The following is a 23697-nucleotide window of genomic DNA, read 5'->3' as shown; positions in this document are numbered from 1 at the left end:
TCAATCGCGGTCCGGCGAACCCTCTCCCCGGCGGCGCAGGAGAGAGGGACGGGAGCGAAGCGGTCCTAGGGCCGCAGCTTCGGCGGCAGGGCCGCCACCTCGGCCGGGCTCAGGGGCACGATGTTGCGCACGATGCAGCGGTTGGTGAAGCCGCCGCCGCCGCCCATGTGCACCCCGATGTCGAGGTCGATCGGCCGGCAGACGTTGTTCGAGCCGGGCGGGTTCTGGATGACGATCGGATCCGACGAGGTCGCGCCGGCCAGGCAACCGCCCTCCATCTCCACGCGATAGACCATGCGGTCGTTGACGTTGAGATAGAGCGTCCGGTCGTCGCCGATCGTGTGGTTGCGGATGTCCCGGGTGAAGAAGCAGGCCGGGACCACGGCCACCGCCGGGGCGGCGTAACCCACCGGCGCCGGGGGCGGCGGGGGAGGCGCGTAGGCGTACTCGTCGGCGCAGGCGGCGAGGGTGGCGGCGCCCCCCAGGGACGCCAGTCCAAGGACGAAGCGAGCAAGGGTCTTCATGGGCATGTCTCCTGCTGGCCCGCTCAACATTACCACGCCCCCGCTTGTTCCGGATTTCAGCAAATCTGGCTGGTCTTGCCGCCGCGTCGGGCGTAGCGTCCGCCGATCCTCGGGGGGCCGCGCGCGAGCGGCTGAGAGGTGGGTGAGCCCACGACCCGTCGAACCTGATCCGGGTCATGCCGGCGAAGGGAAGGGCCCATCCTCCTCCTGACGCCCGTGGTCCGCCAAGACGTCCGTCCACGAAGACGGCCGAGCCCCCTGCTCGGACCTGGAGCCACGCGATGAACAAGCCCACCGGCCCCCTCGACCCTACCGCCATCCCCACCGGCGAGCGCCCCGGCTCCCGGAAGGTCTACCAGGCGGGCGAGCGCTGGCCCGACATCCGCGTGCCCTTCCGCGAGGTGGCCGTGCACCCGAGCGCCGGCGAGCCCGCGCTCACCCTCTACGACCCCTCCGGCCCCTACACCGACCCGGCCGTGACCATCGACATCGACAAGGGCCTGCCGCGCACCCGCGAGCCCTGGGTAGTCTCCCGCGGCGACGTCGAGATCGTCGAGACCCCGCGGGAGGTGAAGCCCGAGGACAACGGCTTCGCCTCGGGCGCGGGCCTCGCGCCGCAGTTCACCGCGCCGCGCCGCGTCTATCGCGCCAGGGCCGGGGCCGGCGTCACCCAGCTCGACTACGCCCGCCGGGGGATCGTCACCCCCGAGATGGAATATGTCGCCATCCGCGAGAACCTGCGCCGCAAGGCCTCCGATCCGTTCATCAAGGACGGCGAGAGCTTCGGCGCCGAGATCCCCGACTTCGTGACGCCCGAGTTCGTCCGCGACGAGGTGGCCCGCGGCCGCGCCATCATCCCGGCCAACATCAACCACACCGAGCTGGAGCCGATGGCCATCGGCCGGAACTTCCTGGTCAAGGTCAACGCCAACATCGGCAACTCGGCCGTGCTCTCCACGGTCGCCGACGAGGTCGACAAGCTGGTCTGGTCGATCCGCTGGGGCGCCGACACGGTCATGGACCTCTCCACCGGCCGCAACATCCACAACATCCGCGACTGGATCGTCCGCAACAGCCCGGTGCCGATCGGCACCGTGCCGATCTACCAGGCGCTGGAGAAGGTGAACGGCATTGCCGAGGACCTGACCTGGGAGGTGTTCCGCGACACCCTGATCGAACAGGCCGAGCAGGGGGTGGACTACTTCACCATCCACGCCGGCGTGCGGCTTCCGTTCATCCCGCTGACGGCGAAGCGGGTCACCGGCATCGTCAGCCGCGGCGGCTCGATCATGGCCAAGTGGTGCCTCGCCCACCACCGCGAGAACTTCCTCTACGAGCGGTTCGAAGAGATCTGCGAGATCATGCGGGCCTACGACGTCTCGTTCTCGCTGGGCGACGGCCTGCGTCCCGGCTCCATCGCCGACGCCAACGACGAGGCCCAGTTCGCCGAGCTGCGCACCCTGGGCGAGCTCACCAAGGTCGCCTGGAAACACGGTGTCCAGGTGATGATCGAGGGCCCCGGCCACGTGCCGATGCACAAGATCAAGGCCAACATGGACGAGCAGCTCAAGCACTGCCACGAGGCGCCGTTCTACACGCTCGGCCCGCTCACCACCGACGTCGCCCCCGGCTACGACCACATCACCTCGGCCATCGGCGCGGCGATGATCGGCTGGTTCGGCACGGCCATGCTCTGCTACGTGACGCCCAAGGAGCACCTCGGCCTGCCCGACCGCGACGACGTCAAGCAAGGCGTCATCGCCTACAAGATCGCCGCCCACGCCGCCGACCTCGCCAAGGGCCACCCCACCGCCCGGGCCTGGGACGACGCCCTGTCCCGCGCCCGCTTCGAGTTCCGCTGGGAGGACCAGTTCAACCTCGGCCTCGATCCGGAGACGGCGCGCGAGTTCCACGACGAGACCCTGCCGAAGGAGGCGATGAAGACCGCCCACTTCTGCTCGATGTGCGGGCCTAAGTTCTGCTCGATGAAGATCAGCCAGGACATCCGCGACGCCGCCCGCCAGCAGAACGAGGTGGCCTCGGGCATGGACGAGATGGCGAAGAAGTTCCGCGACACCGGTGGCGAGATCCTCGTTCCGGTGACTGCGGCCGAATAGCCGCGCCCCTGGCGCCCGACCCGCCGGAACCCTAGCTTTGGGGTCCGGCGGAGGGCGCGATGAACAGCGCGACGAAGAACAGAACCCACTGGGAAAAGGTCTATCGGTCCAAGGCGCCGGACGAGGTGAGCTGGTACCGGCCTCACCTCGACCTCTCGCTGAAGATCATCGAGGACGCCGCGCCCGATCGCGCCAGCGCTGTCATCGACGTGGGCGGCGGCGAGGCGACCCTGGTCGACGACCTGCTCGCCCGCGGCTATCGAGACGTGACGGTGCTCGACATCTCCCAGGTGGCGCTCGATGTGGCCCGCAAGCGGCTCGGTGCGGCCGGCGCGTCGGTACGCTGGATCGCCGGCGACATCACCAAGGTCCCGCTCGAGACGGCCCGTTACGACGTCTGGCACGACCGCGCCGTCTTCCACTTCCTGACCCGGCCCGAGGACCGGGTGGCCTACGTCCGCCAGGTCGCCCGCGCGGTGAAGCCCCGCGGCCTCGTCATCGTCGCAACCTTCGGCCCGGAGGGGCCGGAGAAGTGCAGCGGCCTCGACGTCGTCCGCTATGACGCCGCCGGGCTGCACGGCGAGTTCGGCCCGAAGTTCCGCCTCCTCGACAGCGTCACCGAACGCCACGAGACCCCGTGGGGCGCGCCGCAGCAGTTCGTCTACTGCTTCTGCCGGGTGGAATAGGCCCAGGCGCGGAGGCGTGGGTCCGCACCGCCGCCCTCACGCCTCCGAATAGATCACCAGCCTCAGCCCCGGATCGTCGTTGGCCTGGAAGGTGGCGTAGCGCAGCCGCAGCGCCCCCTTGCGCGGATGGCTCAGCGCCTTCTGCCCTGCCACCGGGTCGCGCAGCTCGTGCGCCTCCCACCAGCCGGCGAATTCGGGGCAGCCGGCCCGCAGCCGCTCGATCAGGCTCGTGAAGGCCGGATCGCCGGCCCACAGGTCGTGGCTCGTCCGGAACTGGGCGACCATCCGCTCGGCCTCCTCGGCCCAGCCGGCCCCGAACAGGTCGCGCGTCTTGGGATTGGTCAGGACCAGGATCAGGGTGTTGCGGTCGTCCTCCGGCACACGGTCGAAGGCGAAGACCTCCGCGGCCGCCGCGTTCCAGGCCAGCACGTCCCAGCGCCGGCCGGTGATATAGGCCGGCAGGTTCAGCGCCTCCACGGTCCGCCGAAGGCCGTCGGGAACGACCTCGCGCACGAACGGCCGCCGCTCGGCGTGGCGCGTCAGGGCGCGCAGGTGCGCCTGCTCCACCGGATTGAGCCGCAGGGCCCGCGCCAGGGCCTCGACCGTGGTCGCCGACGGGCTGACCGCGCGGCCCTGCTCCAGGCGGATGTACCAGTCGACGCCGATCCCGGCGAGCTGGGCCACCTCCTCGCGGCGCAGGCCGGGCGTGCGCCGCCGCCGTCCGGCCGGCAGGCCGACCGTCTCCGGCGACAGCCGCTCGCGGCGAGAGCGCAGGAAGTCGCCGACTTCGGAGTTCGCAGGCTTGTCCAAGCTCGCTCCTGGCAGGTAGTCACAGTCCCAGGATAATGCCAGGCCTGAATGCGCTCCGCCAGCCGTGCGAAAGCTGGGCTCCCAACCAAGGAGCCCTGCATGAGAGCCGCCGTCCTCGAAGTGTTCGGATCCCCGCTCGTCCTCCAGGACCTGCCCGCCCCTTCGGCCGGTCCCGGCGGCGTGGTCGTCGACGTCGTGGCCGCAGGGGTGCTGCCCTACATGGGCGAGGTGCTGAGCGGCGAGCGCCAGTACCTTATGAGCCTGCCGATGGTGCCCGGCGCTGGCGGGGTCGGCCGCGTCCGCGCTCTCGGGGCCGACGCCACCCGGCTGCAGGTCGGCGACTGGGTGCTCTGCGATCCCACCATCCGCGCCCGCGACGACGCCCTCGCGCCCGACATCACCCTTCTCGGCCTCAGCGCCCGCGGCGAGGGCGGGCTGAAGCTGCAGCAGCACTACCGCCACGGCTCCTGGGCCGAGCAGATGCTGGTCCCGACCGAGAACGTCTTCCCCCTCGGGGACATCGATCCCGCCGACGCCGGCCGGTGGTGCGCCCTCAGCCTCGCCCTGGTTCCCTACGGCGGGCTCCTGGCGATCGACTTCCGGCCGGGCGAAACCCTGCTGGTCAGCGGCGCCACCGGCAATTTCGGCAGCGCCGGCGTGGCGGTGGCCCTCGCCATGGGCGCAGCCTGCGTCGTCGCGCCCGGCCGTAACACGGCCGTGCTGCAGGATCTGGAGCGCCGCTTCGGCGCTCGGGTGCGCACCGTCGCCCTGACGGGCGATCCGGCCGAGGACACCCGCCGGATGCAGGCCGCCGCCCCAGGGCCGATCGACGCCGTGCTCGACCTCCTGCCGCCCGAGGCTCCCGCTTCGGCGGTCCGCGCCGCGGCCATGGCCGTGCGCGAATACGGCCGCGTCGTGCTGATGGGCGGGGTCGGCATGCTGGGCGGCGAGGACTTCGCCCTCCCGTATCCCTGGCTGATGCGCAACAACGTCACCGTGAAGGGGCAGTGGATGTATCCGCCCGCCGCCAACGTCTCCTTGATCAACCTGGTCCGCTCGGGCGTCCTCGACCTGGCGATGATCGAGACCACCGCCTTCCCCCTCGATCGGGCCAACGAGGCCGTCGCCCACGCCGCCGCCACCGGCGGCCGCTTCCGGCGCACCGTGATCTGCCCGTGAGGACGGCGGGGCCGCGTCGCGCCGCACTGGCGGCCAGGCGCCTATGGGTCTAGGATGGGGCATCATCGGCCGATGCGATCAGGCGCCGATGGCAGAGAGACTCCCGTGCTCCCGCCTGCACAGGCAGTTTCCATGTCCGACAAGATTCATCCCATCGCCAGCCACCCGAGCTTCGACGCGCGGGCCGACCGAGCCGCCATGGACCTCGCTCGCGGCGAGGTCGTCGCGCGGGCCCACCGCGACATGGTCGACCAGCGGCAGCCGCCTCCGGCGAACGACCGGGACCCCGAGGCGGCCTGAGGGTGTTGGTGACGACAGCATGAAGAGATATTTCTTCCACATCAGCTACGGCGACGAATTCCCGGACCGCGAAGGCACTAGCCTCCCCGATCTCAAGTCGGCCCGACGCAATGCCATGGAGCTCCTCGGCCGGATGCTCGTCGACGAGAGCGACAGCTTCTGGGACAAGCCGAACATCCTGGTCACGGTCGCCGACGCCGACGGGCTCGTGCTCTGGACGGTGGAGACCATCGGCCTGGCCTCCACCGCGGTCGGTAAGCGGGCCTAGCCGCAGCGGACGCGTCCATGCTCTCCCCAGCACCGGCGCTCAGGCCCGGCGGGGTCTATGCCGGCCTCGACCTGTCGGCCGTCGACTTCGCCGAGCGCGACCTCTCCGACATCGCCCTGTCCGACTGCACCCTGACCGACGCCCAGCTCTCCTCGGTCATCTTCCAGGGCGCGCGGTTCACCGGCTGCCGGCTGGTGCGCTGCCGCTTCGCCCACGCCGACCTGCGCGAGGCGGTGTTCGAGCGCTGCTCCTTCGCTGATCCGGACAGCCATTCGGGCGTCGACTTCGCCTTCTCGCATATCGACGAGGCGCGCTTCGTCGCCTGCGACCTCTCCTTCGCCGACATCGACCGCTCCAGCCTGTGGAACGTCGCCTTCGAGGGCTGCAATCTGCGCGGCGCGCGCTTCCACCGGGCCGACTTCGCCCGCGCCTTCGGCAAGCAGGTGCGCGCCGCCGCCCGCTTCAAGGACTGCAACCTCGAGCTCGCCGACCTCTCCGAGGCGCGGCTGAACGGCTGCGAACTGGCCGGCTGCTCGCTGCGCGAGGCGGACCTGCAGGGCGCGGATTTCGAGAACGCCGACCTCACCGGGGTCGACCTCTTCCAGGCCCTGACCGCGGGCGCGAAGCTCGCCGGGGCCGACCTGCGCGGCGCCGAGCTCTCAGGCCTCGACCTGAACGCCCTTCACAGCTTTTCGGGAATGAAGATCACCGCCGCCCAGCAGCACGTGCTGCTCGCCGGGCTCGGTGTCGACGTCAGCCCGGATTAGTCGCGGGTCTGCTTGACCTTGGCCTTGACCGGCGCCGGCCAGACCCGCACGGCCACCGCCACGGTGACCGAGCCCAGCACGGCCGCCGCCGCGCCGACCCACTGCGCCTGGCTCATGCCCAGCGAAGCGTAGTGTCCCGCCATGCCGCCGGAAATGAACACCATGGCGGCCGAGCTCCACTCGGCGAGATCCTTCTTGCTGACCATGATCGGGCGGCCCCTTCGATACGCAACGGACAGGGGCCGCAGATACGAAAATCGGCCCGCGCCTGCGATGCGACACGGGCGCGCATTGGGCAAGTCAAATGACGCGCAAAGAAAAGGGCGGCCTCCGCAAAGGCCGCCCTTTTCCGCGTTCTGGCCCAGCCTCAGCTTACTGCGGCGGGGTGGTGGCCGCGGCGGCCGGCGGGCTCGCCGTGGTGGCCGCATCCGGCGCCGCGTCGACCGGCGGCGTGGTGGTCGCGACCGGCGGCGTGCTGGCGCCCGGAGCGCTGGTCACGGGAGCGCTGGTCACGGGAGCGCTGGTGACCGGAGCCGGCGGGGTCGCCGTCATCGGCGCGGCCGTGACGCTGGTGTTGACGCCGGCGCCGGTGGCGCTGGGCGCGGTCACAGAGCGCTCGGGGCTGGCGGTGCTGCGGGCGGTGGCGCTGTGCGTGCGCACCGGCGCCGTCCGCGTCGTCGTGGTCCGGGTGGTCGTGGTGGTGGCCGCCGCCGCCGGCGCCGAGGGCGTCGTCGAGGGCGTCATGGCCGCCTGGGCCGCGGCGCTGGCCGGCGGGGTCGTCGCGGCCATGGTCGTCGAGGCGCTGGTGTTGGCGCCGGTCGCCTCAGGCGCGGTCGCGATCGCGGTGGCCGGGGCGCCGCCGGGCGTCAGGGTGGTGTCGTTCGGACGCGTGGCGTACCAGCCGGCCGCGGCCAGGGCGGCCAGGGCGATCAGGCCGCCGCCGATCGCCATCGGGGCCATGGAGCGCTCGCGTCGCACCGTGGTCCGCGGCGCCACGAACGGCGCGTCGTTGGGCAGCACCTCGTCTTCGCGCAGCGTGCGGGCGCGGCCCGTGGTGGCCCTGTCGCCCATCGTGTCGCCCATCGCATCGCCGGTAGCGGGCTTGCTGGTCACCGGGTCGCTGGCCACGCGGCGGGCGCGGGCGGCGCCGCGGCGCTTGCCGCCGCGCTCCCAGATCGGGGTGCCAGGGAACATGGTGGTGTCGGAGTCGGCAGCGTCGGCGCCGCTCGTCCGGGTGTAGTCAACGGACATTCGGATGTCCCTCCAAGGATAATGTCGCTCAAGCTCAAACGGTCAGGCAGGCAGAGGGTTCCGCACTTATACAAGCCTGGCTTGGGCGGGGAGGGGATCTATAGCGAAGATTTTCCGACAGTCGCCCCGCAGTCCGCGGGTGTTATTGCGCAAATACAATCAAGAAGGACTGTCGACTGTTCCGGTCGCGGCGAAATTCTGGCGAAGCCTGCCGATTTCCTGCCTTATTCTACGGTCCCGCCTGCAGGCCGCCGCCGCCCCGCCATTAACCTTACGGTTGCTCCTCCAGTGCTCTGTGGCCCTGCGTCCCGGTGGGTGTGACCAAAGGCGTGGCGCAGCTCGGCTTGACCGCCGACGCTCCGCGCCGCCAAGCTCGGGTCCAGGTCGGAGGATGGGATGAGGTTCAAGGCCAGGCTCCAGCGGGAGTGGCGCTTCCTGCGCGGCCTGACCCGCACGCTCGGCCGTGTGAAGTCCATCGCGTCCGACTCGCCCAACCTGATCTGCGACGACCTGCAGGCCGCGGTCGACAGGTGGCGCGAGCGCCCGGCGCTCAGCTTCGAGGGGCGCACCCTCACCTATGGCGAGATGGACGCCATCGCCAACCGCTTCGCCCACTGGGGCAAGGGCCAGAACCTGCGCCGCGGCCAGGTGGTGGCGCTCTTCATGCCCAACCGGCTCGAGTACTTCTGCATCTGGTACGGCCTGTCGAAGATCGGCGTCGTCACCGCCCTGATCAACAACCAGCTCGCCGGCGCCCCGCTCGCCCACTGCCTCAACATCTCCGGCGCCGCCCACGTCATCGTCGACGCCGAGACCTCGCCGGTCTTCGAGGCCGCCAAGGCCCTGGTGGAGAAGCCGCTCCAGCAGTGGGTGCTCGGCCCCGCCCACGGCGACCAGCGCGACCTCCTGCAGGCGCTGAAGAGCTGCAGCCAGCTGCCGCCCGACCGCATCGTCCGCGAGGACATGAAGGCCCGCGACACGGCCCTCTTCATCTTCACCTCGGGCACGACGGGCCTGCCCAAGGCGGCGCGCATCACCCACGTGCGGGCGCAGCTCTACATGCGCGGCTTCGCCGGCGCGACCGACGCCCGCGCCTCAGACCGGATCTACGTCGCCCTGCCGCTCTACCACGCCACCGGCGGCCTCTGCGCCCTGGGCGCGGCCCTGCTCAACGGCGGCTCGGTGGTGCTCAGGAAGCGCTTCTCCGCCGGCCACTTCTGGGAGGAGGTGGTGGCCGAGGGCTGCACCATGTTCGTCTACATCGGCGAGCTCTGCCGCTACCTCGTCAACCACCCGAGCGTCGAGGACGAGACCCGCCACAAGATCCGCCTGGCGTTCGGCAACGGCCTTCGGCCCGACATCTGGCCGGTGATGAAGCAGCGCTTCCGCATCCCGGACATCCTGGAGTTCTACGGCTCCACCGAGGGCAACGTCTCGCTGTTCAACTTCGACGGCCGCGAGGGCGCCGTCGGCCGCGCGCCCAAGTGGCTGCGCAGCCGCTTCAACATCCGCCTCGTCCAGTTCGACGTCGAGGCCGAGGCGCCGGTCCGCGGGACCGACGGCTTCTGCATCGAGGCCCGGCCCGGCGAGATCGGCGAATGCGTCGGCCGGATCGGCGGCGACGCCCGGGCCGAATACGCCGGCTACGTCGACAAGGCCGCCTCCGAGAAGAAAGTCCTGCGCGACGTCTTCGAGAAGGGCGACGCCTTCTTCGCCACCGGCGACCTCATGCGCCAGGACGCCGACGGCTACCTCTATTTCGTCGACCGCATCGGCGACACCTTCCGCTGGAAAGGCGAGAACGTCTCCACCAACGAGGTCGCCGAGCGCGTCCAGGCGATCCCTGGGGTGCGCGAAGCCAACGTCTACGGCGTCGCCGTCTCCGGCGCCGAGGGCCGCGCCGGCATGGCCGCCCTGGTGGTCGGGCCCGAGTTCGACATCAAGGCCTTCGGCGAGGCGGTCGGGCGCGAGCTGCCGCCCTTCGCCCAGCCGCTGTTCGTGCGCATCCTGCCGGCGATGGAGACCACCGGCACCTTCAAGCTGCGCAAGATGGACCTCATCGCCGACGGCTACGATCCGGCGAAGATCAAGGGACCGCTCTACTTCCACGACCCGAAGAAGGGCTACGTGAAGCTGACGAAGCTCGGCTACGAGAAGATCGCCGGCGGCCTGGTGAAGCTCTAGGCCGCCCGCTCGGCGACGCGGCCCCGCGCCTCCCAGCGCGCCGCCGCCCGCCGGTCGTAGTCCTCGCCCAGGGCCAGCAGCGCCGCCGCGCCGTCGCCGCGGAACGCCGGGCCGTGCATCAGGGCCAGCGTCGTCGGCTTCAGCGCCGCCAGCCGCCGGATCGTCGCCCCCATGTCCGGGTTCAGGGCCGAGTAGCCGACGATGTCCTCCGAGGCGATCGCCGGGCCGACGATGTCGCCCTCGGTCAGGGCCGCGCGGTCGCCGTGCTGGGTGAACAGGTCGCCGCACATCAGCGTGCCGGTGGATTCCTCGAACAGCACCCCGGCCTCCCAGCCGTGCGGCGTGTGCGGGGTGTCGATGTAGCGGACGCGCTTGCCGTTCCCGAGCTCGATCGTCCCGCCGTCGTCGAGCGCCCGCGGCATGCGGTCGGCGACGTCGTTCAGCGACACGTTGCAGGCGGTGTGGCCGTGCGCCACCAGGGCGTCCGGCGCCGTCGCCAGCCACTCGTTCATCGCGCCGCACTCGTCGGCCTCGAAGTGGCCGAAGGTGATCCAGCGCAGCCGCTCGGGCGCGATCACCCGCCCCACCGCCTCGCGCAGCGCCGGGAACATGCGCCGCAGCCCGGTGTGGAACAGCAGGGGCTCCTCGCCGAGCACGAGAAACTGGTTGAAGGTCAGGCCGGCGGGGGCGTCGATCTCCGGCACGAAGGTCGAGAAGCGGAAGACGCCGTCGGCGATCTCGGTCAGGCGGGTGTCCATGGAAGGCTCCGGGGTGTTGAGGCCAGAAGGAGGTGTTCGCCGCGGACGGGGTCCCGGCGTTGCTGGACGCGGAAAATCACTATACATCGGCGTCTATTGAATTCTGGAGCGCACGTCAATATCAATGGACGTGCGTGTGTGGTGAAATTAATTCCGATGGCCCGCAGCTACACCCTCAAGAAGCGCGCCGAGCAGCAGGCCGACACCCGCCGTCGCATCGTCGAGGCGGCCGTGGACCTGCACAGCACCGTCGGGCCGGCGGCCACCACCATCAGCATGATCGCCGACCGCGCCGGGGTTCAGCGCCAGACCTTCTACGCCCACTTCCCGGACGACCGGGCCCTGGCCATGGCCTGCTCGGGCCTGGCGTTCGAGCGCGACCCGCTGCCGGCGCTGGAGCCGCTCCTGGCGCTCGCCCCCGGCGCCGCCCGGCTGGAGGAGGGGCTGTCGCGCCTCTACGGCTGGTATGAGCGCAACGCCCAGCTCACCGCCTGCGTCCTGCGCGACGCCGAGCACCATGTCCTGACGCGCGAGATCGCCGACCTGCGCTTCGGCCCGCCGATGAGCGCCTACCGCGCCGCCCTGGCGGAGGGCCTCGCCGCCCACCGCGGCCCGCTGCTCGACCTCGCCATGAGCTATCATAGCTGGCGCACCCTCACCGCCGAGGCGGGCCTGACCACCCCGCAGGCCGCCGCCCTCATGACGCGCACCCTCGCCGGCTAGCCTCCGCGCATCCGCCCGTCCAAGGCGCCGCCGCGCGCCCCGTTGCCCGCCGGCTTCGCGCCCGCCACAGTGCGCGCCCCACGTTCCGCCCGATGTCCCGAAGGAGCCCGCCCCGCCATGAGCAGCCGTCACCTGGTCGATCCCCAGCTCCTGCCGCTGCTCGAGACCATCCCGCCGCTGAACCTCTCGGCCCAGTCCCTGCCGGCCATGCGCGCCCGGCCGGTGATGTTCCAGGTGAACCCCAAGGATCTCGAGGCCACCGAGCAGGAGATCCGCACCGTTCCGGGCCCGGCCGGCGCGCCGGACGTCGAGGTGCTCGTCTACCGCCCCCGCGGCGCCGCCGGCCCGCTGCCCTGCATCCTGCACATCCACGGCGGCGGCTACGTCGCCGGTGACGCCCGCGGCAACGAGGCGACCCACCGCTCGATGGTCGCCGACCTCGGCTGCGCCATCGTCTCGGTGAACTACCGCCTGGCGCCGGAGACCGTCTTCCCGGGCGCGGTGGAGGACTGCTACGCCGCTCTCGCCTGGATCATGGGCGAGGCCTCCGCCCTCGGCTTCGACCCCGCCCGCGTCGGCGTGATGGGCGAGAGCGCCGGCGGCGGCCTGGCCGCGGCCCTCGCGCTCCTCGCGCGCGACCGGGGCGAGCACGCGCTCGCCTTCCAGCACCTCATCTATCCGATGATCGACGACCGCACCTGCGTCGCCGCCGAGCCGCACCCCTACGTCGGCGAGTTCGTCTGGACGCCGCAGGCCAACCGCTTCGGCTGGACCAGCCTGCTGGGGCAGGCGCCTGGCGGCCCGGATGTCTCGCCCTACGCCGCCGCCGCCCGCGCGAGCGACCTCTCGCGCCTGCCGCCGACCTACATCGCCACCGGCGCCCTCGACCTCTTCGTGGAGGAGAACCTCGAGTACGCCCGCCGCCTGATCCGCGCCGGGGTGCCGACCGAGCTGCACGTCTATCCGGGCGCCTTCCACGGTTTCCAGTGGGCGGCCCAGTCCGACGTCGCCCGCCAGGCCGCCCGCGACACCCGCGCGGCGCTGAAGAAGGGCCTGGCCTAGGCCCCCGCCGGCTCCGGCCAGCCGATCGAGGGGGCGTGGCCGCGGAAGTTGCGCAGCCACCAGCCCCAGTCTTCCGGCACCAGGCCGAAGGGGTCCTCACGGCCGAGCTCGCGGGCCGCCCACACCGGCCAGTGCGGATTGGCGAGCGCCGGCCGGCCGAGCAGCACCAGATCGATCTTCTCCTCGCGGATGGCCCGGTCGGCCACCTGCGGCAGGCCGAGGTTCCAGCTCACCCCCACCGGTATGCCGACCTCGGCGCGCACCCGCGCCCCGCGCTCGACCATGAAGGCCACGTCGTTGAACGGCCGCCGCTGCAGCTCGGGCGTGTTGAGGCCAAGGCTCAGGTCGGCGATGTCGAGCCCGTGCGCCTTCATCCGCCGCACCGCCTCGAGCGCCTCCTCGAAATGCACGCCCTCCTCGTGCAGGTCGTCGACCCCGAGCCGCATGGAGAGAGGCAGCCGCTCGGGCCAGACCTCGCGCACCGCGTCCAGCGCTTCGATGTGGAAGCGCATGCGGTTATCCAGGCTGCCGCCGTAGGCGTCGGTCCGCCGGTTGGCGATCGGCGAGAAGAAGCTGGCGCCGAGGTAGCCGTGGGCGAAGTGCAGCTCCAGCCATTCGAACCCCGCCTCCAGCGCCCGCTGGGCGGCGTCGCGATAGGCCCGGTGAATCTGGCCGATCTCCTCGACCGTCAGGGCGTGCACCCGCTCGTTCGCCTTGCCGCCGTAGGCCACGTCGGAAGGACCCGACACCTGCCAGCCGTCCGGGTGATCCGGGGAAAGCTGGGCGCCGCCTTCCCAGGGCTTCTGCTCGCTGCCCTTGCGCCCGGTGTGGCCGAGCTGGGCCGCCGGCGTCGCCCCCATGTCCTTGACGATGGCGGTGACCCGGGCGAGGCCCTCGATCTGCGCGTCGTCGTAGATGCCCGCGCAGCTCGCGCTCGTGCGTCCGTCCGGGGTGATCGCCAGCTGCTCGGGGAAGACGAGGCCGAACCCGCCGGCCGCCCGCGAGCCCATCAGCATCACGTGGAAGTCGTTCATCAGCCCGTCCCGCGAGCGGTACATCGTCATCGGCGACATGACGATGCGGTTGCGCAGGGTGACGTCCTTCAGCGCATAGGGGCTGAACAGGTCGGGCATGGGGGAACTCCTACTGGGGCGCGTGACCGCCTTGTCGCCTGCCAACGGGGTCCGTCATCGCAGCAACGCGGCGCCCTGGGAACTCGCCGGCTCCCCGGAACCGGCGCCGGGTTCATCCGTGGCTGAGCGGCAGCTCCACGTGGCACCTCAGTCCTTCGGGCGCGAAGTCCAGTTCGGCCGAGCCGCGCAGAGCCCCCTTGAGGCTGCGCTCGATGAGGCGCGAGCCGAACCCGCGCCGGCTGGGCGGGGTCACCCGCGGCCCGCCGCTCTCGGTCCAGTTCAGGATCAGCAGCGGCCTGTCGCCTCCGTCCATGCGGCCCCAGCACACCTCGACCAGGCCGTCGTCGCCCTTCAGCGCGCCGTACTTGGCGGCATTGGTCGCCAGCTCGTGGATCAGCAGGCCGAAGGCCAGGGCCTCGGCCGGCGCCAGGGCCACCTCCGGCCCGGCCAGGCGGTACCGCTCGGCCGCATAGGGCTTCAGCTCCACCAGCAGCACGTCGCGCAGCGCCGCCCCCTGCCAACTCGTGGCGGTGAGCAGGTCGTGGGTCGCCGACAACGCCATCAGGCGGCTCTCGAAAGCCTCGCGCACCGCGGCCACGTCGCCGCCGGAGCGCAGGGTCTGGGCGGCGATGGCCTGGACGGTGGAGAGGGTGTTCTTCACCCGGTGGTTCAGCTCGTCGAGCAGCAGCTTCTGGCGCCGCTCGGCCAGCACCCGGTCGGTAACGTCGCTGCCCTCGACGAACACGCCCCAGACCTCTCCGGTGGGGTCGCGCATCGGCTGGTAGATGAAGTCGAGGAAGCGCTCCTCGAGCGGCGCGCCCGGCTCGCGTTGCAGCATCACGCTCAAGGCCGAGCCGATGTACGGCTCGCCGCTCCGCATCACCTCGTGCAGCAGCCTGTCGAAGCCCTGGCCGGCGATCTCGGGCAGCGCCTCCAGCACCGGCCGGCCGATCACCGGGCGATGGCCGATGAGTTGCTGATAAGTGTTGTTGACCAGGCTGAAGATCAGGTCCGGCCCGCTTAGCACCGCCATGAAGCCGGGCGCCTGGGCGAACAGGTCGCGCAGGCTGCGGCTCTCCTCCAGTAGGTTCCGGTTGGCGCGCTCGACCTCCTGCGCCCGCTGCAGCAGCGTGGCTTCCCTGGGCGCCAGCGCCTCGGCGTCGCCACCGTACGCCATGGCCTTGAGACGCTGCAGGTCGGTGACGTCCACGGTGTTCTGGACGATGAAGCGCGTCCGGCCCTGCGCGTCGAGCAGCGGGGTGTGCGCCGCCGACCAGTAGCGCATCTCGAAACCGCCGCCGCGCGAGATGGGCAGCGGAATGGGGTAGGGGATCAGCGGGATGGAGTGCGGCTTGCCGGTCTCGATGACCTGCTCGAATGAGGCGCGCAGCCGGCGTCCGCCCTCGCCTGGATTGGGGAACAGTTCGAAGATCGGCCGGCCGATCAGTTCGTCGGCCCGCCGCTCGGTCACGGCGCAATAGGCGTCGTTGACGGCCACGTATCGCAGCTCGCGATCGAGCACCATGTAGGGGCTCGGGAGAACCTGGAAGAGGGCATGGAAATCCGGCTGGAGATCGCTGTCCGGGAGCGCCGGCGGCGCCAGCGCGTCGATTGACATAAGTTAGGACCCCCGGGACTGACCTACCTAAACGCCCGAGGGGTGCATGCGTTCCGTTCGGCCAGGCTAACAAAAGAGCTTGATCTTTGACAGTGCGCATGTTCTATTTTTGTTCTAATGAACGTTGACCTGCAAGATGGCCTGAGCCTGCTTTTCCAGCGTGGTCTGGAACTGGCGCTGCGCATCCAGCAGGACGCCATGGAAGCCGAGCAGCCGGAGACCCGCGCCAAGCTCGCCACCGCCTTCCACCGCATCTCCAGGTCCGTCCGTCAGACCGCCGCGCTGAAGCTGCGCCTCGAGCGCGAGGCCAAGCGCGCGGTCCGCGAGGACCAAGCGGCGGTCCGCGCCGACCGTGAGCGCCAGGTCGACCTGCGCAAGACCCGCATCAAGGCCCGGGTCGAAAAGCTCATCTGGACCGAGTACGAAGGCGAGGACGCCGACAGGCGCGAAAGCATCCTCGAGGACCTCCTCGACGCCGACGCCCTCGAAGACGACTTCCTCGACCTCTCCCCCGAAGCCGAGATCGCCAGGCTCTGCATGGACCTGGGCCTGCCTTCTCCCCCTGCGGGAGAAGGTGGCGGGCGAAGCCCGACGGATGAGGGGTCGATGATCCCTTCCACCGCCGCTCGAGACCGCGACGCCTTCGACGCCGCCCCCCTTCTCCCGCAAGGGGAGAAGGACGACTCCGGCTGACCCGAGCCGCCACGCGCGCTCAACACCACGAAACCCCGAACCCCGCGCAGCTCGACCGACCTGCGCCGCGCCTGCGCGCGCCCAGCGCTTTCGCGCCTTTCGTGGTCCACTGGAGAGGTCCAACCTCGCCGCGCCCGCGCGCCGCTCTCCCGGCGGCGGCGAAGCGGCCTATATTGCCCCCATGCTCGACACCCCCGCCGACAGCCTGAAGGGCGCGGCCCTCATCAAGGACGAAGTCAAACGGCTGCCGGACAAGCCGGGGGTCTATCGCATGTACGGCGAGGGCGGCGAGGTGCTCTACGTGGGCAAGGCGCGCTCGCTGAAGAAGCGCGTCGTCCAGTACGCCCAGGGCCGCTTCCACACCCAGCGCATCGCCCACATGGTCGACCTGACGCGGGCCATGGAGTTCGTGGTCACCCGCACCGAGACGGACGCCCTGCTGCTCGAGATCAACCTCATCAAGCAACTCAAGCCGCGCTTCAACGTCCTGCTGCGCGACGACAAGTCGTTCCCCGAGATCCTCATCCGCCGCGACCACGAGGCGCCCCAGCTCAAGAAGCACCGCGGCGCCCATTCGATCCCTGGCGACTACTATGGTCCCTTCGCCTCGGCCTGGGCGGTCAACCGCACGCTCAACACCCTGCAGAAGGCCTTCCTCCTGCGCTCGTGCACGGACAGCGTCTACGAGACCCGCACACGGCCCTGCATGCTGCACCAGATCCGCCGGTGCGCCGCGCCCTGCACCGGGCTCATCGAGCTCGACGACTACAAGGGGCTCGTCGACCAGGCCGAGCTCTTCCTGCGCGGCAAGAGCCGGGCGGTGATGGCCAGGATGGCCGAGGAGATGCAGGCCGCCGCCGAGGACCTGGAGTTCGAGCGCGCCGCGCGCCTGCGCGACCGCATCCGGGCGCTCGCCTCCATCGCCCAGGAGACCCAGATCAATCCGGAGACGGTGGACGAGGCCGATGTCTTCGCCCTCCATGCCGAGGGCGGCCAGGCCTGCGTCCAGGTGTTCTTCTTCCGCGCCGGCCAGAACTGGGGCAACCGCGCCTACTTCCCGCGCATCGACAAGTCGGACGAGGACCCGGACGTGATGAGCGCCTTCCTCGGCCAGTTCTACGACGACAAGCCGATCCCCAAGCTCATCCTCCTCAACGTCGAGCCCACCGATCGCGAACTCCTCGCCGAGGCGTTCTGCGTCAAGGGCGGCCGCAAGGTGGAGATCCTCCGGCCGCAGCGCGGCGAGAAGCGCGAGCTCGTCGACCACGCCCTGATCAACGCCCGCGAGGCGCTCGGCCGGAAGATGGCCGAGAGCTCGGCCCAGTCGAAGCTGCTGAACGGGGTGGCCGAGGCCTTCGGCCTGGAGGCGCCGCCCGAGCGCATCGAGGTCTACGACAACAGCCACATCATGGGGACCAACGCCGTCGGCGGCATGATCGTCGCCGGCCCCGAGGGCTTCCAGAAGAGCCAGTACCGCAAGTTCAACATCCGCTCGACCGACATCACCCCGGGCGACGACTTCGGGATGATGAAGGAGGTGCTACGCCGCCGCTTCGGCCGCCTGGTGAAGGAAGAGGAGGAGGGCCAGGACGCGGTGCGTCCCGACCTGGTGCTGATCGACGGCGGCATGGGCCAGGTGGGCGTGGTCATGGAGATCATGGCCGACCTCGGGGTCGACGACATCCCGGTGGTGGGCGTCGCCAAGGGTCCCGACCGCGACGCCGGCCTCGAGCGCTTCTTCATCCCCGGTAAGCCCTACTTCATGCTCGAGCCCAAGAGCCCGGTGCTCTACTACCTCCAGCGGCTGCGCGACGAGGCCCACCGCTTCGCCATCGGCAGCCACCGCACCCGCCGCTCCATGGACCTCAAGAAGAACCCGCTCGACGAGATCGACGGGGTTGGCCCCGGCCGCAAGCGCGCCCTGCTCCACGCCTTCGGTTCAGCCCGCGGCGTCGCCCGCGCCTCGGTGGACGACCTCGCCAAGGTCGAAGGCGTCTCCGAAGCCCTCGCCCAGCGCATCCACGACTTCTTCCGCAAGACCTAGCTTGGCCTTAAACCGGGTGGCTTGAGGAACCCCGCGCCCGGCGCGCACGCTCAGGACGAAGCATGAAGCACCTGCCGAACATCCTGACGTCGATGCGCCTGGTCCTGGCGCTGTTCATGTTCATCGCCCTGGCGGCGGCGGCCGGCGACGTGCCTGGCCTGTCGAACTCGATTTCGCCGGAGGCTCAGTTCGCTCTCCAGCGCTGGGCCGTCTACGCCTTCGTGGTCGCGGCGGTGACCGACTTCTTCGACGGCTGGCTGGCCCGCAGGCTCAACGCCACCTCGGTGTGGGGCGCGATTCTCGACCCGATCGGCGACAAGGTGCTGGTCTGCGGCGCGGTGCTCGGCCTCCTGGCCCTCGGGCCCCAGCCGATGGTCGTCCTGCCGGCCGGCCTCATCCTGTTCCGCGAGTTCACCGTCTCGGCCCTGCGCGAGGTCGGCGCCGGCAAGGGCGTGAAGCTGCCCGTCACCATGCTCGCCAAGTGGAAGACCACTCTGCAGCTCACCGCCCTGGCGCTAGAACTGGTGATCGCCGGCTGGGGCGCCTTCAGCCTGCCCGACGATCCCGGCATTAGAGAGCCCGCGGCCTTGGCGGCGCACGGGCTCTTCTGGATCGCGGCCCTCGTCACCCTCATCACCGGCGCCCAGTACTGGGAGCAGACGCGGAAGGCGCTGACCTGAGGATTACTTACCGGGTGCGGGCGCCGGGCCGGTCGGCTTGCCGCTCGACCACTCCGTCTCCAGCGTGAAGTCCACCTGGTCGCCGACGCCCATGTTGGTCCCGGGGGCCGGGATCCCGGTCTTGATGCCGAAGTCGGAGCGGCGGAAGGCGCCGTGGCCGGCGAAGCCGATCCGGGCGCCGTCGTAGGCGTTGGCCGCATAGCCGCCGTTGAAGACCAGCTCCATGACCACCGGCTTGGTGACGCCGTGCAGGGTCAGGTCGCCGGTCACCCGGGCGGTGTTGGCGCCGGTCGGCTCGACCTTGGTCGACCGGTAGGTGATCTGCGGGAACTGGCCGGCGTCCAGCCAGTCCTTGCCGAGCAGGGTGTCCTTGAACCCGGCCGGCGGGACCGGGATCGACAGCGACTTCGGGTCGATGGTGGCGGTGACGCTGATCGCCTCCGGATGCGCCGGGTCGAAGGTCATCTGGCCGTCCATCTTGGTGAACTGGCCGCGGTAGTGGGAGAAGCCGAGGTGGCTGACGCGGAACACCATGGTCGAGTGGTGCGGGTCCATGGTGTAGGTCCCGGCCGGGGCGTTGGTCTGGCCGGGGGCTTCGGGCACGATCGGCTCGCCGATGCTCGGCGGCGAGGTCGGGGCGGCGGCCGGCGCGGGCGCCTTGGCCGCGGTGTTGGTGGCATTGCCGGTCTCGGATTTCGGCGAGCAGGCGGCCAGTGCGGCCAGAGCGCAGGCGGCGGTCAGCGTTCGTCTCATGGTGGTCCCCTAGTCTCCCATCAGGTCGGCGCGCCGGGCGAACGCCGGTCGGCCGCGACTCGCGAGGCGCCATCCTCCTCCAGGAAGGCGATCCGCGTCAGCCCCTCATCCGAGGCCCTCATCCCAGCGTCGTGCGATCAGCCGCTCGCGCCCTCCTTCAGGCGGTCGAGATGCGAGCGGATGTGGGCGGCCTCGGCCACGGTGTTGGCCAGGGCGATGGCCTGGTCGAAGGCGGTTCGCGCCTCGCCCGTCCGGCCGAGCTGCTCCAGCAGCGCGCCCTTGAGGCCATAGAAGTGGAAGTAGCCGCCGAGCGGCGCCTCCAGCGGCGCGATCAGCTCCAGCGCCGCCGCCGGCCCCTCGACCTTGCTCACCGCCACCGCCCGGTTGAGCGTGATCACCGGCGAGGGCTGCAGCCGCTCCAGCGCCAGGTACAGTCGCGCGATCTGCGCCCAGTCGGTGTCCGCGGGCGTGGCGGCGCGGGCATGCAGCGCCGCGACCGCCGCCTGGATCTGGTAGGCGCCGGGCTGTCGGTGGCGCATCGCCTTGTCGATCAGCGCCAGGCCCTCGTTGATCAGCTCGCGGTTCCAGAGGCTGCGGTCCTGATCGTCCAGCAGGACGACCGCGCCTTCGGCGTCGAACCGGGCCGGCGCGCGGCTGTGCTGCAGGACGAGCAGCGCGGTCAGGCCCATGACCTCGGGCTCGCTCGGGAACAGGCGCAGCAGCAGCCGCGCCAGGCGGATCGCCTCCTCGCAGAGCGGGATGCGCGCCGCGGCGTCCTTGGCGGCCGTCGAATAGCCCTCGTTGAACACGAGGTAGATCATCGCCGCGACGGCGGCGAGCCGCCGCTCGCGCTCCTCGGGCGAGGGCGTCTCGAACGGCGCCTCCCCCTGGCCGACGACCCGCTTGGCCCGGGTGATCCGCTGCTCCATCGCCGCTTCGGAGACCAGGAAGGCGCGGGCGATCTGCTTGACGGACAGGCCCGACACCACGCGCAGCGCCAGCGCGATCTGCTGGGTCGCCGGCAGCTTCGGATGGCAGCAGATGAACAGCAGCCGCAGGATGTCGTCGCGGTAGTGCGCCCCGTCTAGCCGCTCGGCCATCGGCGTCTCGACGTCGTCGAGGTCCGACAGCACCTCCTCGGAGGGCAGTTCGGTCTGCCGCGTGCGGCGGCGCGCCTGGTCGAGGGCGGCGTTGCGGCCGACCATGATCAGCCAGGCGGCCGGGTCGCGCGGCGGCCCGTTCTGCGGCCAGGCCTTCAGCGCCCGCAGGCAGGCGTCCTGATAGGCCTCCTCCGCCGTCTCCAGGTCGCGGAAGTAGCGCAGCAAGGCGCCGATCGCCTGGGGGCGGGCGGAGGTCAGCGCCGCGTCGATCCAGGCGAGGTCGGTCATTCAGGCAGGCTCCGCGGCGGTCGCGGCCACGTCGGCCGGGAAGTTGCCGGGCAGGAAGAGCCGGATCGGCCGGATCTCGTAGGCTCCGCCGGGATTGGCCTTGCCGAGGTCGCGCGCGATGCCGAGCGCCTCGTCGAGGCTGTCCACGTCGATGACGTAGAAGCCCAGAAGCTGCTCCTTGGTCTCGGCGAACGGGCCGTCGATCACCACCGGCGGGTCGGACTTGCGCAGGGTGGTCGCCGTCGTCGTCTGCATCAGGCGCAGCGAGGGGCCGAGCTTGCCGGCGTCCCGCAGCTTGGAGTGAACCTTCGACAGCGCGGCCATCACCGCGTCATCCTCCTCCTGGCTCCAGGAGAAGACCACGTCCTCGGCGTTGTAGCAGAGCAGGGCGTAGAGCATGGGGGCCTCCAATCCGATGACGAATGAGGCGCCGGCCGGCCGACAAGGCCAAGCGATTTTTCTATCGGAGGTTCAGCACTCGGCCAGGTTCACGGCCAGGCCGCCGAGCGAGGTTTCCTTGTAGATGGCGCTCATGTCCTCGCCGGTGCGCTTCATGGTGGCGATCACCTTGTCGAGGCTCACCGAGTGCTGGCCATCGCCCAGCAGCGCCAGACGCGCCGCGTCGATCGCCTTCACCGCGCCCATCGCGTTGCGCTCGATGCACGGGATCTGAACCAGACCGCCGATCGGATCGCAGGTGAGGCCGAGGTTGTGCTCCATGGCGATCTCGGCGGCGTTCTCGATCTGGGCGTTGGTGGCCCCGAGCGCGGCGGCGAGCCCGGCCGCAGCCATGGAGCAGGCCACCCCCACCTCGCCCTGGCAGCCGACCTCGGCGCCGGAGATCGAGGCGCGGGTCTTGTAGAGGGCGCCGATGGCGGCCGCGGTGAGCAGGAAGGTGCGGCGGCCCTCGGGCGTGCCGTTGTGGAACCGGTCATAGTAGCGCAGCACCGCCGGCAGCAGCCCGGCCGCGCCATTGGTCGGGGCGGTCACAACGCGCCCGCCGGCGGCGTTCTCCTCGTTCACCGCCAGGGCCCAGAGGTTCACCCAATCCAGCGCCGCGAGCGGGTCGGCGATCCGCTTGTCGGCGTCGCACATCAGATTGTGCAGCACCTGGCGCGCGCGCCGCTGGACCTTCAGCCCGCCGGGCAGCACGCCCTCGGTGCGCACGCCGCGCTCGATGCAGGCGAACATCGCGCCGATGATCTCGTCGAGACCCGCCACCACCTCGTCCTTGGGGCGGCGGGCCGTCTCGTTCGCCATGACCAGTTCGGCGATGGACAGATCGTTGGCCGCGGCCGTTTCGAGGAGCGCTGCGCCGGAGTCGAAGGGGTAGGGGACAGCGGCCCCCGCGTCCGCCGGCGCGTTCTGGCTCATCTCGTCCTCGTCGCGGACGAAGCCGCCGCCGATGGAGAAGAAGGTCCGCGCGGCGAGGCTGGCGCCCTCGGCGTCGAAAGTCTCGAACTTCAGGGCGTTGGGGTGCTGCGGCAGGCGCGCGCGCCCTTCCCAGAGGAGATCGCGCGCCTCGTCGAACGCGATCTCGTGGGCGCCGCCCAGCATCAGGCGCCCGCTCGTCCTGACCCCATCGACCGTCCGGTCGGCCTCGTCAGGATCGAGGCTGCGCGGCTCGAAGCCAGCCAGCCCGAGGATCACGGCCCGGTCGGTGGCGTGGCCGCGGCCGGTCAGGGCGAGGGAGGCGTAGAGCGTGGTCTCGACCCGCACGGTCCTGGCCAGGGCTCCGCTGGCTTCGAGTTGCGCCAGGAAACGGCAGGCCGCGGTCATCGGGCCCATGGTGTGCGAACTGGACGGTCCGATGCCCAGCTTGAAGAGGTCGAAGACGCTGACGGTCATACGCGCGCGGGTACTCTAGGACATCGGGTTGGCGGGCGGCGGCGGGTCGCCCGGCAGGGGGATCCATTCCTTGTCGTCGGCCACCGGCAGCTTCATGCGGCCGGCCCGCCAATCGGCCTTCGCCTGCTCGATCCGCTCCTTCGAGGAGGCGACGAAATTCCACTCGATGAGCCGAGGGCCCACCGGCTCGCCGCCGAGCAGCATGACGGTGGCCGGGGTCACCGCGGTGAAGAGAACGGGCTGACCGGCCTGGAAGACCAGCATCTGACCTTCGTGGAACTGCTGGCCGTCGACCTCGACCACGCCTTGGGCCACGTAGGCCGCGCGCTCGGGATAAGCAGCGGGGAGCTGCGCCTTGGCGCCCGCATCCAGTCGCCAGTGGACATAGAACAGGGGCGAGGAGACCTTCACCGGCGAGGTCGCGCCGAAGGCCTCGCCGGCGATCAGCCGCGCCCAGAGCCCAGCGCCTTCATAGGTCGGCAGGTCCGCGTCGCCGTAGTGGGCGAACCACGGATCGCATTCCTCGGTCTCGAGCGGCAGGGCGAGCCAGGTCTGGATGCCGTTCATGCGCCCGCCCCGGGCGCGCAGGGTCTCGAAGCGCTCCGAGTGGGTGACGCCCGATCCGGCCGTCATCCAGTTCACCTCGCCCGGCCTGATCTCGATGTGAGCGCCCGTCGAGTCGCGATGGGTCATCGCCCCGTCGAACAAGTAGGAGAGGGTCGAGAGCCCGATGTGCGGATGGGGCCGCACGTCGGTGTCGCGCGGGAAGCCCGGCTGGAATTCCGCCGGGCCCATGTGATCGAAGAAGATGAACGGCCCGACCATCCTGCCGCCGTGGTGCGGCAGCACGCGACCGACCTCGAACCCGCCGAGATCCCTCCGCCGCTGGTCGATCACGAGCTCGATCATCT

24 protein-coding genes and 1 riboswitch are annotated in these 23697 nt (G+C 70.8%); of the genes, 12 read left to right on the top strand and 12 right to left on the bottom strand.

From position 1 onward, the window contains the following. Positions 1 to 65: 65 nt before the first annotated feature. Complete coding sequence (locus tag DJ017_RS18965) at positions 66 to 524, bottom strand: hypothetical protein (RefSeq protein ID WP_111530458.1); 459 nt, start codon at positions 522 to 524, stop codon at positions 66 to 68. Between the two features lie 100 nt (positions 525 to 624). Further along, positions 625 to 732, top strand: a riboswitch (TPP riboswitch). Positions 733 to 805: 73 nt separating this feature from the next. On the opposite strand from DJ017_RS18965, the gene thiC reads away from it, so the two are divergent. Together thiC and DJ017_RS18955 are read left to right on the top strand one after the other, a co-directional pair. After that, positions 806 to 2641: a phosphomethylpyrimidine synthase ThiC gene (gene thiC, locus DJ017_RS18960; protein ID WP_111530457.1), complete on the top strand. Its 1836-nt coding sequence runs from the start codon at positions 806 to 808 to the stop codon at positions 2639 to 2641. A gap of 59 nt (positions 2642 to 2700) precedes the next feature. After that, positions 2701 to 3327 (top strand): class I SAM-dependent methyltransferase, encoded by a 627-nt coding sequence (locus DJ017_RS18955; protein ID WP_111530456.1) that lies wholly within the window; start codon positions 2701 to 2703, stop codon positions 3325 to 3327. A 36-nt stretch (positions 3328 to 3363) separates the two neighbouring features. On the opposite strand, the gene DJ017_RS18950 is transcribed toward DJ017_RS18955, so the two are convergent. Beyond that, a complete protein-coding gene (locus DJ017_RS18950; RefSeq protein WP_111530455.1) occupies positions 3364 to 4137 on the bottom strand; it encodes a helix-turn-helix transcriptional regulator in 774 nt (257 codons plus the stop codon). 99 nt (positions 4138 to 4236) lie between these two features. Here DJ017_RS18950 and DJ017_RS18945 point away from each other — a divergent pair, with 99 nt between their 5' ends. The 4 genes from DJ017_RS18945 (at position 4237) to DJ017_RS18935 (ending at position 6651) form a co-directional block, all read left to right on the top strand. Next, the gene (locus DJ017_RS18945) at positions 4237 to 5316 is read left to right on the top strand and encodes an alcohol dehydrogenase catalytic domain-containing protein (protein WP_111530454.1); all 1080 of its coding nucleotides are present in this window, start codon (positions 4237 to 4239) and stop codon (positions 5314 to 5316) included. Between the two features lie 132 nt (positions 5317 to 5448). Then, a complete protein-coding gene (locus DJ017_RS20560) occupies positions 5449 to 5616 on the top strand; it encodes a hypothetical protein (protein WP_165830723.1) in 168 nt (55 codons plus the stop codon). Positions 5617 to 5635: 19 nt separating this feature from the next. Continuing rightward, a complete protein-coding gene (locus DJ017_RS18940) occupies positions 5636 to 5884 on the top strand; it encodes a DUF6894 family protein (protein ID WP_111530453.1) in 249 nt (82 codons plus the stop codon). Positions 5885 to 5901: 17 nt separating this feature from the next. Next, positions 5902 to 6651, top strand: coding sequence for a pentapeptide repeat-containing protein (locus DJ017_RS18935; protein WP_111530452.1), 750 nt, complete (start codon positions 5902 to 5904; stop codon positions 6649 to 6651). Here the strand turns inward: DJ017_RS18935 and DJ017_RS18930 are convergent. Both DJ017_RS18930 and DJ017_RS18925 read right to left on the bottom strand, forming a co-directional pair. Beyond that, entirely contained in the window at positions 6648 to 6857 is a 210-nt protein-coding gene (locus DJ017_RS18930; protein ID WP_111530451.1) for a hypothetical protein, read from the bottom strand. The genes DJ017_RS18935 and DJ017_RS18930 overlap by 4 nt on opposite strands. Before the next feature lie 166 nt (positions 6858 to 7023). Continuing rightward, a complete protein-coding gene (locus DJ017_RS18925) occupies positions 7024 to 7902 on the bottom strand; it encodes a hypothetical protein (RefSeq protein ID WP_111530450.1) in 879 nt (292 codons plus the stop codon). Positions 7903 to 8298: 396 nt separating this feature from the next. Between DJ017_RS18925 and DJ017_RS18920 the strand changes: the two genes are divergently transcribed. Continuing rightward, positions 8299 to 10086 carry a long-chain-acyl-CoA synthetase gene (locus DJ017_RS18920; protein ID WP_111530449.1) on the top strand — a complete coding sequence of 596 codons (1788 nt, stop codon included), beginning with the start codon at positions 8299 to 8301 and terminating at the stop codon, positions 10084 to 10086. Here DJ017_RS18920 and DJ017_RS18915 read toward each other — a convergent pair. Beyond that, a complete protein-coding gene (locus DJ017_RS18915) occupies positions 10083 to 10844 on the bottom strand; it encodes an oxygen-binding di-iron domain-containing protein (protein WP_111530448.1) in 762 nt (253 codons plus the stop codon). The two genes, DJ017_RS18920 and DJ017_RS18915, sit on opposite strands and share 4 nt — an antisense overlap. 156 nt (positions 10845 to 11000) lie before the next feature. Here DJ017_RS18915 and DJ017_RS18910 point away from each other — a divergent pair, with 156 nt between their 5' ends. Together DJ017_RS18910 and DJ017_RS18905 are read left to right on the top strand one after the other, a co-directional pair. After that, positions 11001 to 11567, top strand: a complete 567-nt coding sequence (locus DJ017_RS18910; protein WP_111530447.1) for a TetR/AcrR family transcriptional regulator — start codon at positions 11001 to 11003, stop codon at positions 11565 to 11567. A gap of 117 nt (positions 11568 to 11684) precedes the next feature. Further along, positions 11685 to 12629 (top strand): alpha/beta hydrolase, encoded by a 945-nt coding sequence (locus DJ017_RS18905; protein ID WP_111530446.1) that lies wholly within the window; start codon positions 11685 to 11687, stop codon positions 12627 to 12629. Here the strand turns inward: DJ017_RS18905 and DJ017_RS18900 are convergent. Together DJ017_RS18900 and DJ017_RS18895 are read right to left on the bottom strand one after the other, a co-directional pair. After that, positions 12626 to 13762 carry an NADH:flavin oxidoreductase/NADH oxidase gene (locus DJ017_RS18900; RefSeq protein WP_111530445.1) on the bottom strand — a complete coding sequence of 379 codons (1137 nt, stop codon included), beginning with the start codon at positions 13760 to 13762 and terminating at the stop codon, positions 12626 to 12628. The two genes, DJ017_RS18905 and DJ017_RS18900, sit on opposite strands and share 4 nt — an antisense overlap. A gap of 112 nt (positions 13763 to 13874) precedes the next feature. Further along, positions 13875 to 15380, bottom strand: a complete 1506-nt coding sequence (locus DJ017_RS18895; RefSeq protein ID WP_111530444.1) for a PAS domain-containing protein — start codon at positions 15378 to 15380, stop codon at positions 13875 to 13877. A 117-nt stretch (positions 15381 to 15497) separates the two neighbouring features. On the opposite strand from DJ017_RS18895, the gene DJ017_RS18890 reads away from it, so the two are divergent. The 3 genes from DJ017_RS18890 to pgsA all read left to right on the top strand — a co-directional run bounded on the left by DJ017_RS18890 (position 15498) and on the right by pgsA (position 18797). Further along, a complete protein-coding gene (locus tag DJ017_RS18890; RefSeq protein WP_111530443.1) occupies positions 15498 to 16073 on the top strand; it encodes a flotillin family protein in 576 nt (191 codons plus the stop codon). A 181-nt stretch (positions 16074 to 16254) separates the two neighbouring features. After that, on the top strand, positions 16255 to 18117 hold the full coding sequence (gene uvrC, locus DJ017_RS18885; protein WP_111530442.1) for an excinuclease ABC subunit UvrC: 1863 nt from the start codon (positions 16255 to 16257) through the stop codon (positions 18115 to 18117). A gap of 62 nt (positions 18118 to 18179) precedes the next feature. After that, complete coding sequence (gene pgsA, locus DJ017_RS18880) at positions 18180 to 18797, top strand: CDP-diacylglycerol--glycerol-3-phosphate 3-phosphatidyltransferase (RefSeq protein WP_111530441.1); 618 nt, start codon at positions 18180 to 18182, stop codon at positions 18795 to 18797. A 3-nt stretch (positions 18798 to 18800) separates the two neighbouring features. On the opposite strand, the gene DJ017_RS18875 is transcribed toward pgsA, so the two are convergent. The 5 genes from DJ017_RS18875 to DJ017_RS18855 form a co-directional block, all read right to left on the bottom strand. After that, on the bottom strand, positions 18801 to 19550 hold the full coding sequence (locus DJ017_RS18875; protein ID WP_111530440.1) for a YceI family protein: 750 nt from the start codon (positions 19548 to 19550) through the stop codon (positions 18801 to 18803). Between the two features lie 137 nt (positions 19551 to 19687). After that, a complete protein-coding gene (locus DJ017_RS18870; RefSeq protein ID WP_111530439.1) occupies positions 19688 to 20938 on the bottom strand; it encodes an RNA polymerase sigma factor in 1251 nt (416 codons plus the stop codon). Continuing rightward, entirely contained in the window at positions 20939 to 21337 is a 399-nt protein-coding gene (locus tag DJ017_RS18865; RefSeq protein WP_111530438.1) for a YciI family protein, read from the bottom strand. Positions 21338 to 21409: 72 nt separating this feature from the next. Then, positions 21410 to 22786 carry an L-serine ammonia-lyase gene (locus DJ017_RS18860; protein WP_111530437.1) on the bottom strand — a complete coding sequence of 459 codons (1377 nt, stop codon included), beginning with the start codon at positions 22784 to 22786 and terminating at the stop codon, positions 21410 to 21412. 15 nt (positions 22787 to 22801) lie between these two features. Beyond that, a complete protein-coding gene (locus DJ017_RS18855) occupies positions 22802 to 23695 on the bottom strand; it encodes a pirin family protein (protein ID WP_111530436.1) in 894 nt (297 codons plus the stop codon). Positions 23696 to 23697 lie beyond the last annotated feature (2 nt).

Source organism: Phenylobacterium soli, from assembly GCF_003254475.1.
In the GTDB taxonomy this organism is placed as follows: Bacteria; Pseudomonadota; Alphaproteobacteria; order Caulobacterales; family Caulobacteraceae; genus Phenylobacterium; species Phenylobacterium soli.
The sequence above is the reverse complement of the archived record's forward strand: the minus strand, read 5'-3'. Positions and strand labels throughout refer to the sequence as shown.

What these genes read in the sequence shown, in the direction of transcription:
- DJ017_RS18965 (WP_111530458.1), bottom strand. Translation starts at nt 524, where the DNA reads ATGAAGACCCTTGCTCGCTTCGTCCTTGGACTGGCGTCCCTGGGGGGC.
- thiC (WP_111530457.1), top strand. Translation starts at nt 806, where the DNA reads ATGAACAAGCCCACCGGCCCCCTCGACCCTACCGCCATCCCCACCGGC.
- DJ017_RS18955 (WP_111530456.1), top strand. Translation starts at nt 2,701, where the DNA reads ATGAACAGCGCGACGAAGAACAGAACCCACTGGGAAAAGGTCTATCGG.
- DJ017_RS18945 (WP_111530454.1), top strand. Translation starts at nt 4,237, where the DNA reads ATGAGAGCCGCCGTCCTCGAAGTGTTCGGATCCCCGCTCGTCCTCCAG.
- DJ017_RS20560 (WP_165830723.1), top strand. Translation starts at nt 5,449, where the DNA reads ATGTCCGACAAGATTCATCCCATCGCCAGCCACCCGAGCTTCGACGCG.
- DJ017_RS18940 (WP_111530453.1), top strand. Translation starts at nt 5,636, where the DNA reads ATGAAGAGATATTTCTTCCACATCAGCTACGGCGACGAATTCCCGGAC.
- DJ017_RS18935 (WP_111530452.1), top strand. Translation starts at nt 5,902, where the DNA reads ATGCTCTCCCCAGCACCGGCGCTCAGGCCCGGCGGGGTCTATGCCGGC.
- DJ017_RS18930 (WP_111530451.1), bottom strand. Translation starts at nt 6,857, where the DNA reads ATGGTCAGCAAGAAGGATCTCGCCGAGTGGAGCTCGGCCGCCATGGTG.
- DJ017_RS18925 (WP_111530450.1), bottom strand. Translation starts at nt 7,902, where the DNA reads ATGTCCGTTGACTACACCCGGACGAGCGGCGCCGACGCTGCCGACTCC.
- DJ017_RS18920 (WP_111530449.1), top strand. Translation starts at nt 8,299, where the DNA reads ATGAGGTTCAAGGCCAGGCTCCAGCGGGAGTGGCGCTTCCTGCGCGGC.
- DJ017_RS18915 (WP_111530448.1), bottom strand. Translation starts at nt 10,844, where the DNA reads ATGGACACCCGCCTGACCGAGATCGCCGACGGCGTCTTCCGCTTCTCG.
- DJ017_RS18910 (WP_111530447.1), top strand. Translation starts at nt 11,001, where the DNA reads ATGGCCCGCAGCTACACCCTCAAGAAGCGCGCCGAGCAGCAGGCCGAC.
- DJ017_RS18905 (WP_111530446.1), top strand. Translation starts at nt 11,685, where the DNA reads ATGAGCAGCCGTCACCTGGTCGATCCCCAGCTCCTGCCGCTGCTCGAG.
- DJ017_RS18900 (WP_111530445.1), bottom strand. Translation starts at nt 13,762, where the DNA reads ATGCCCGACCTGTTCAGCCCCTATGCGCTGAAGGACGTCACCCTGCGC.
- DJ017_RS18895 (WP_111530444.1), bottom strand. Translation starts at nt 15,380, where the DNA reads ATGTCAATCGACGCGCTGGCGCCGCCGGCGCTCCCGGACAGCGATCTC.
- DJ017_RS18890 (WP_111530443.1), top strand. Translation starts at nt 15,498, where the DNA reads ATGAACGTTGACCTGCAAGATGGCCTGAGCCTGCTTTTCCAGCGTGGT.
- uvrC (WP_111530442.1), top strand. Translation starts at nt 16,255, where the DNA reads ATGCTCGACACCCCCGCCGACAGCCTGAAGGGCGCGGCCCTCATCAAG.
- pgsA (WP_111530441.1), top strand. Translation starts at nt 18,180, where the DNA reads ATGAAGCACCTGCCGAACATCCTGACGTCGATGCGCCTGGTCCTGGCG.
- DJ017_RS18875 (WP_111530440.1), bottom strand. Translation starts at nt 19,550, where the DNA reads ATGAGACGAACGCTGACCGCCGCCTGCGCTCTGGCCGCACTGGCCGCC.
- DJ017_RS18870 (WP_111530439.1), bottom strand. Translation starts at nt 20,938, where the DNA reads ATGACCGACCTCGCCTGGATCGACGCGGCGCTGACCTCCGCCCGCCCC.
- DJ017_RS18865 (WP_111530438.1), bottom strand. Translation starts at nt 21,337, where the DNA reads ATGCTCTACGCCCTGCTCTGCTACAACGCCGAGGACGTGGTCTTCTCC.
- DJ017_RS18860 (WP_111530437.1), bottom strand. Translation starts at nt 22,786, where the DNA reads ATGACCGTCAGCGTCTTCGACCTCTTCAAGCTGGGCATCGGACCGTCC.
- DJ017_RS18855 (WP_111530436.1), bottom strand. Translation starts at nt 23,695, where the DNA reads ATGATCGAGCTCGTGATCGACCAGCGGCGGAGGGATCTCGGCGGGTTC.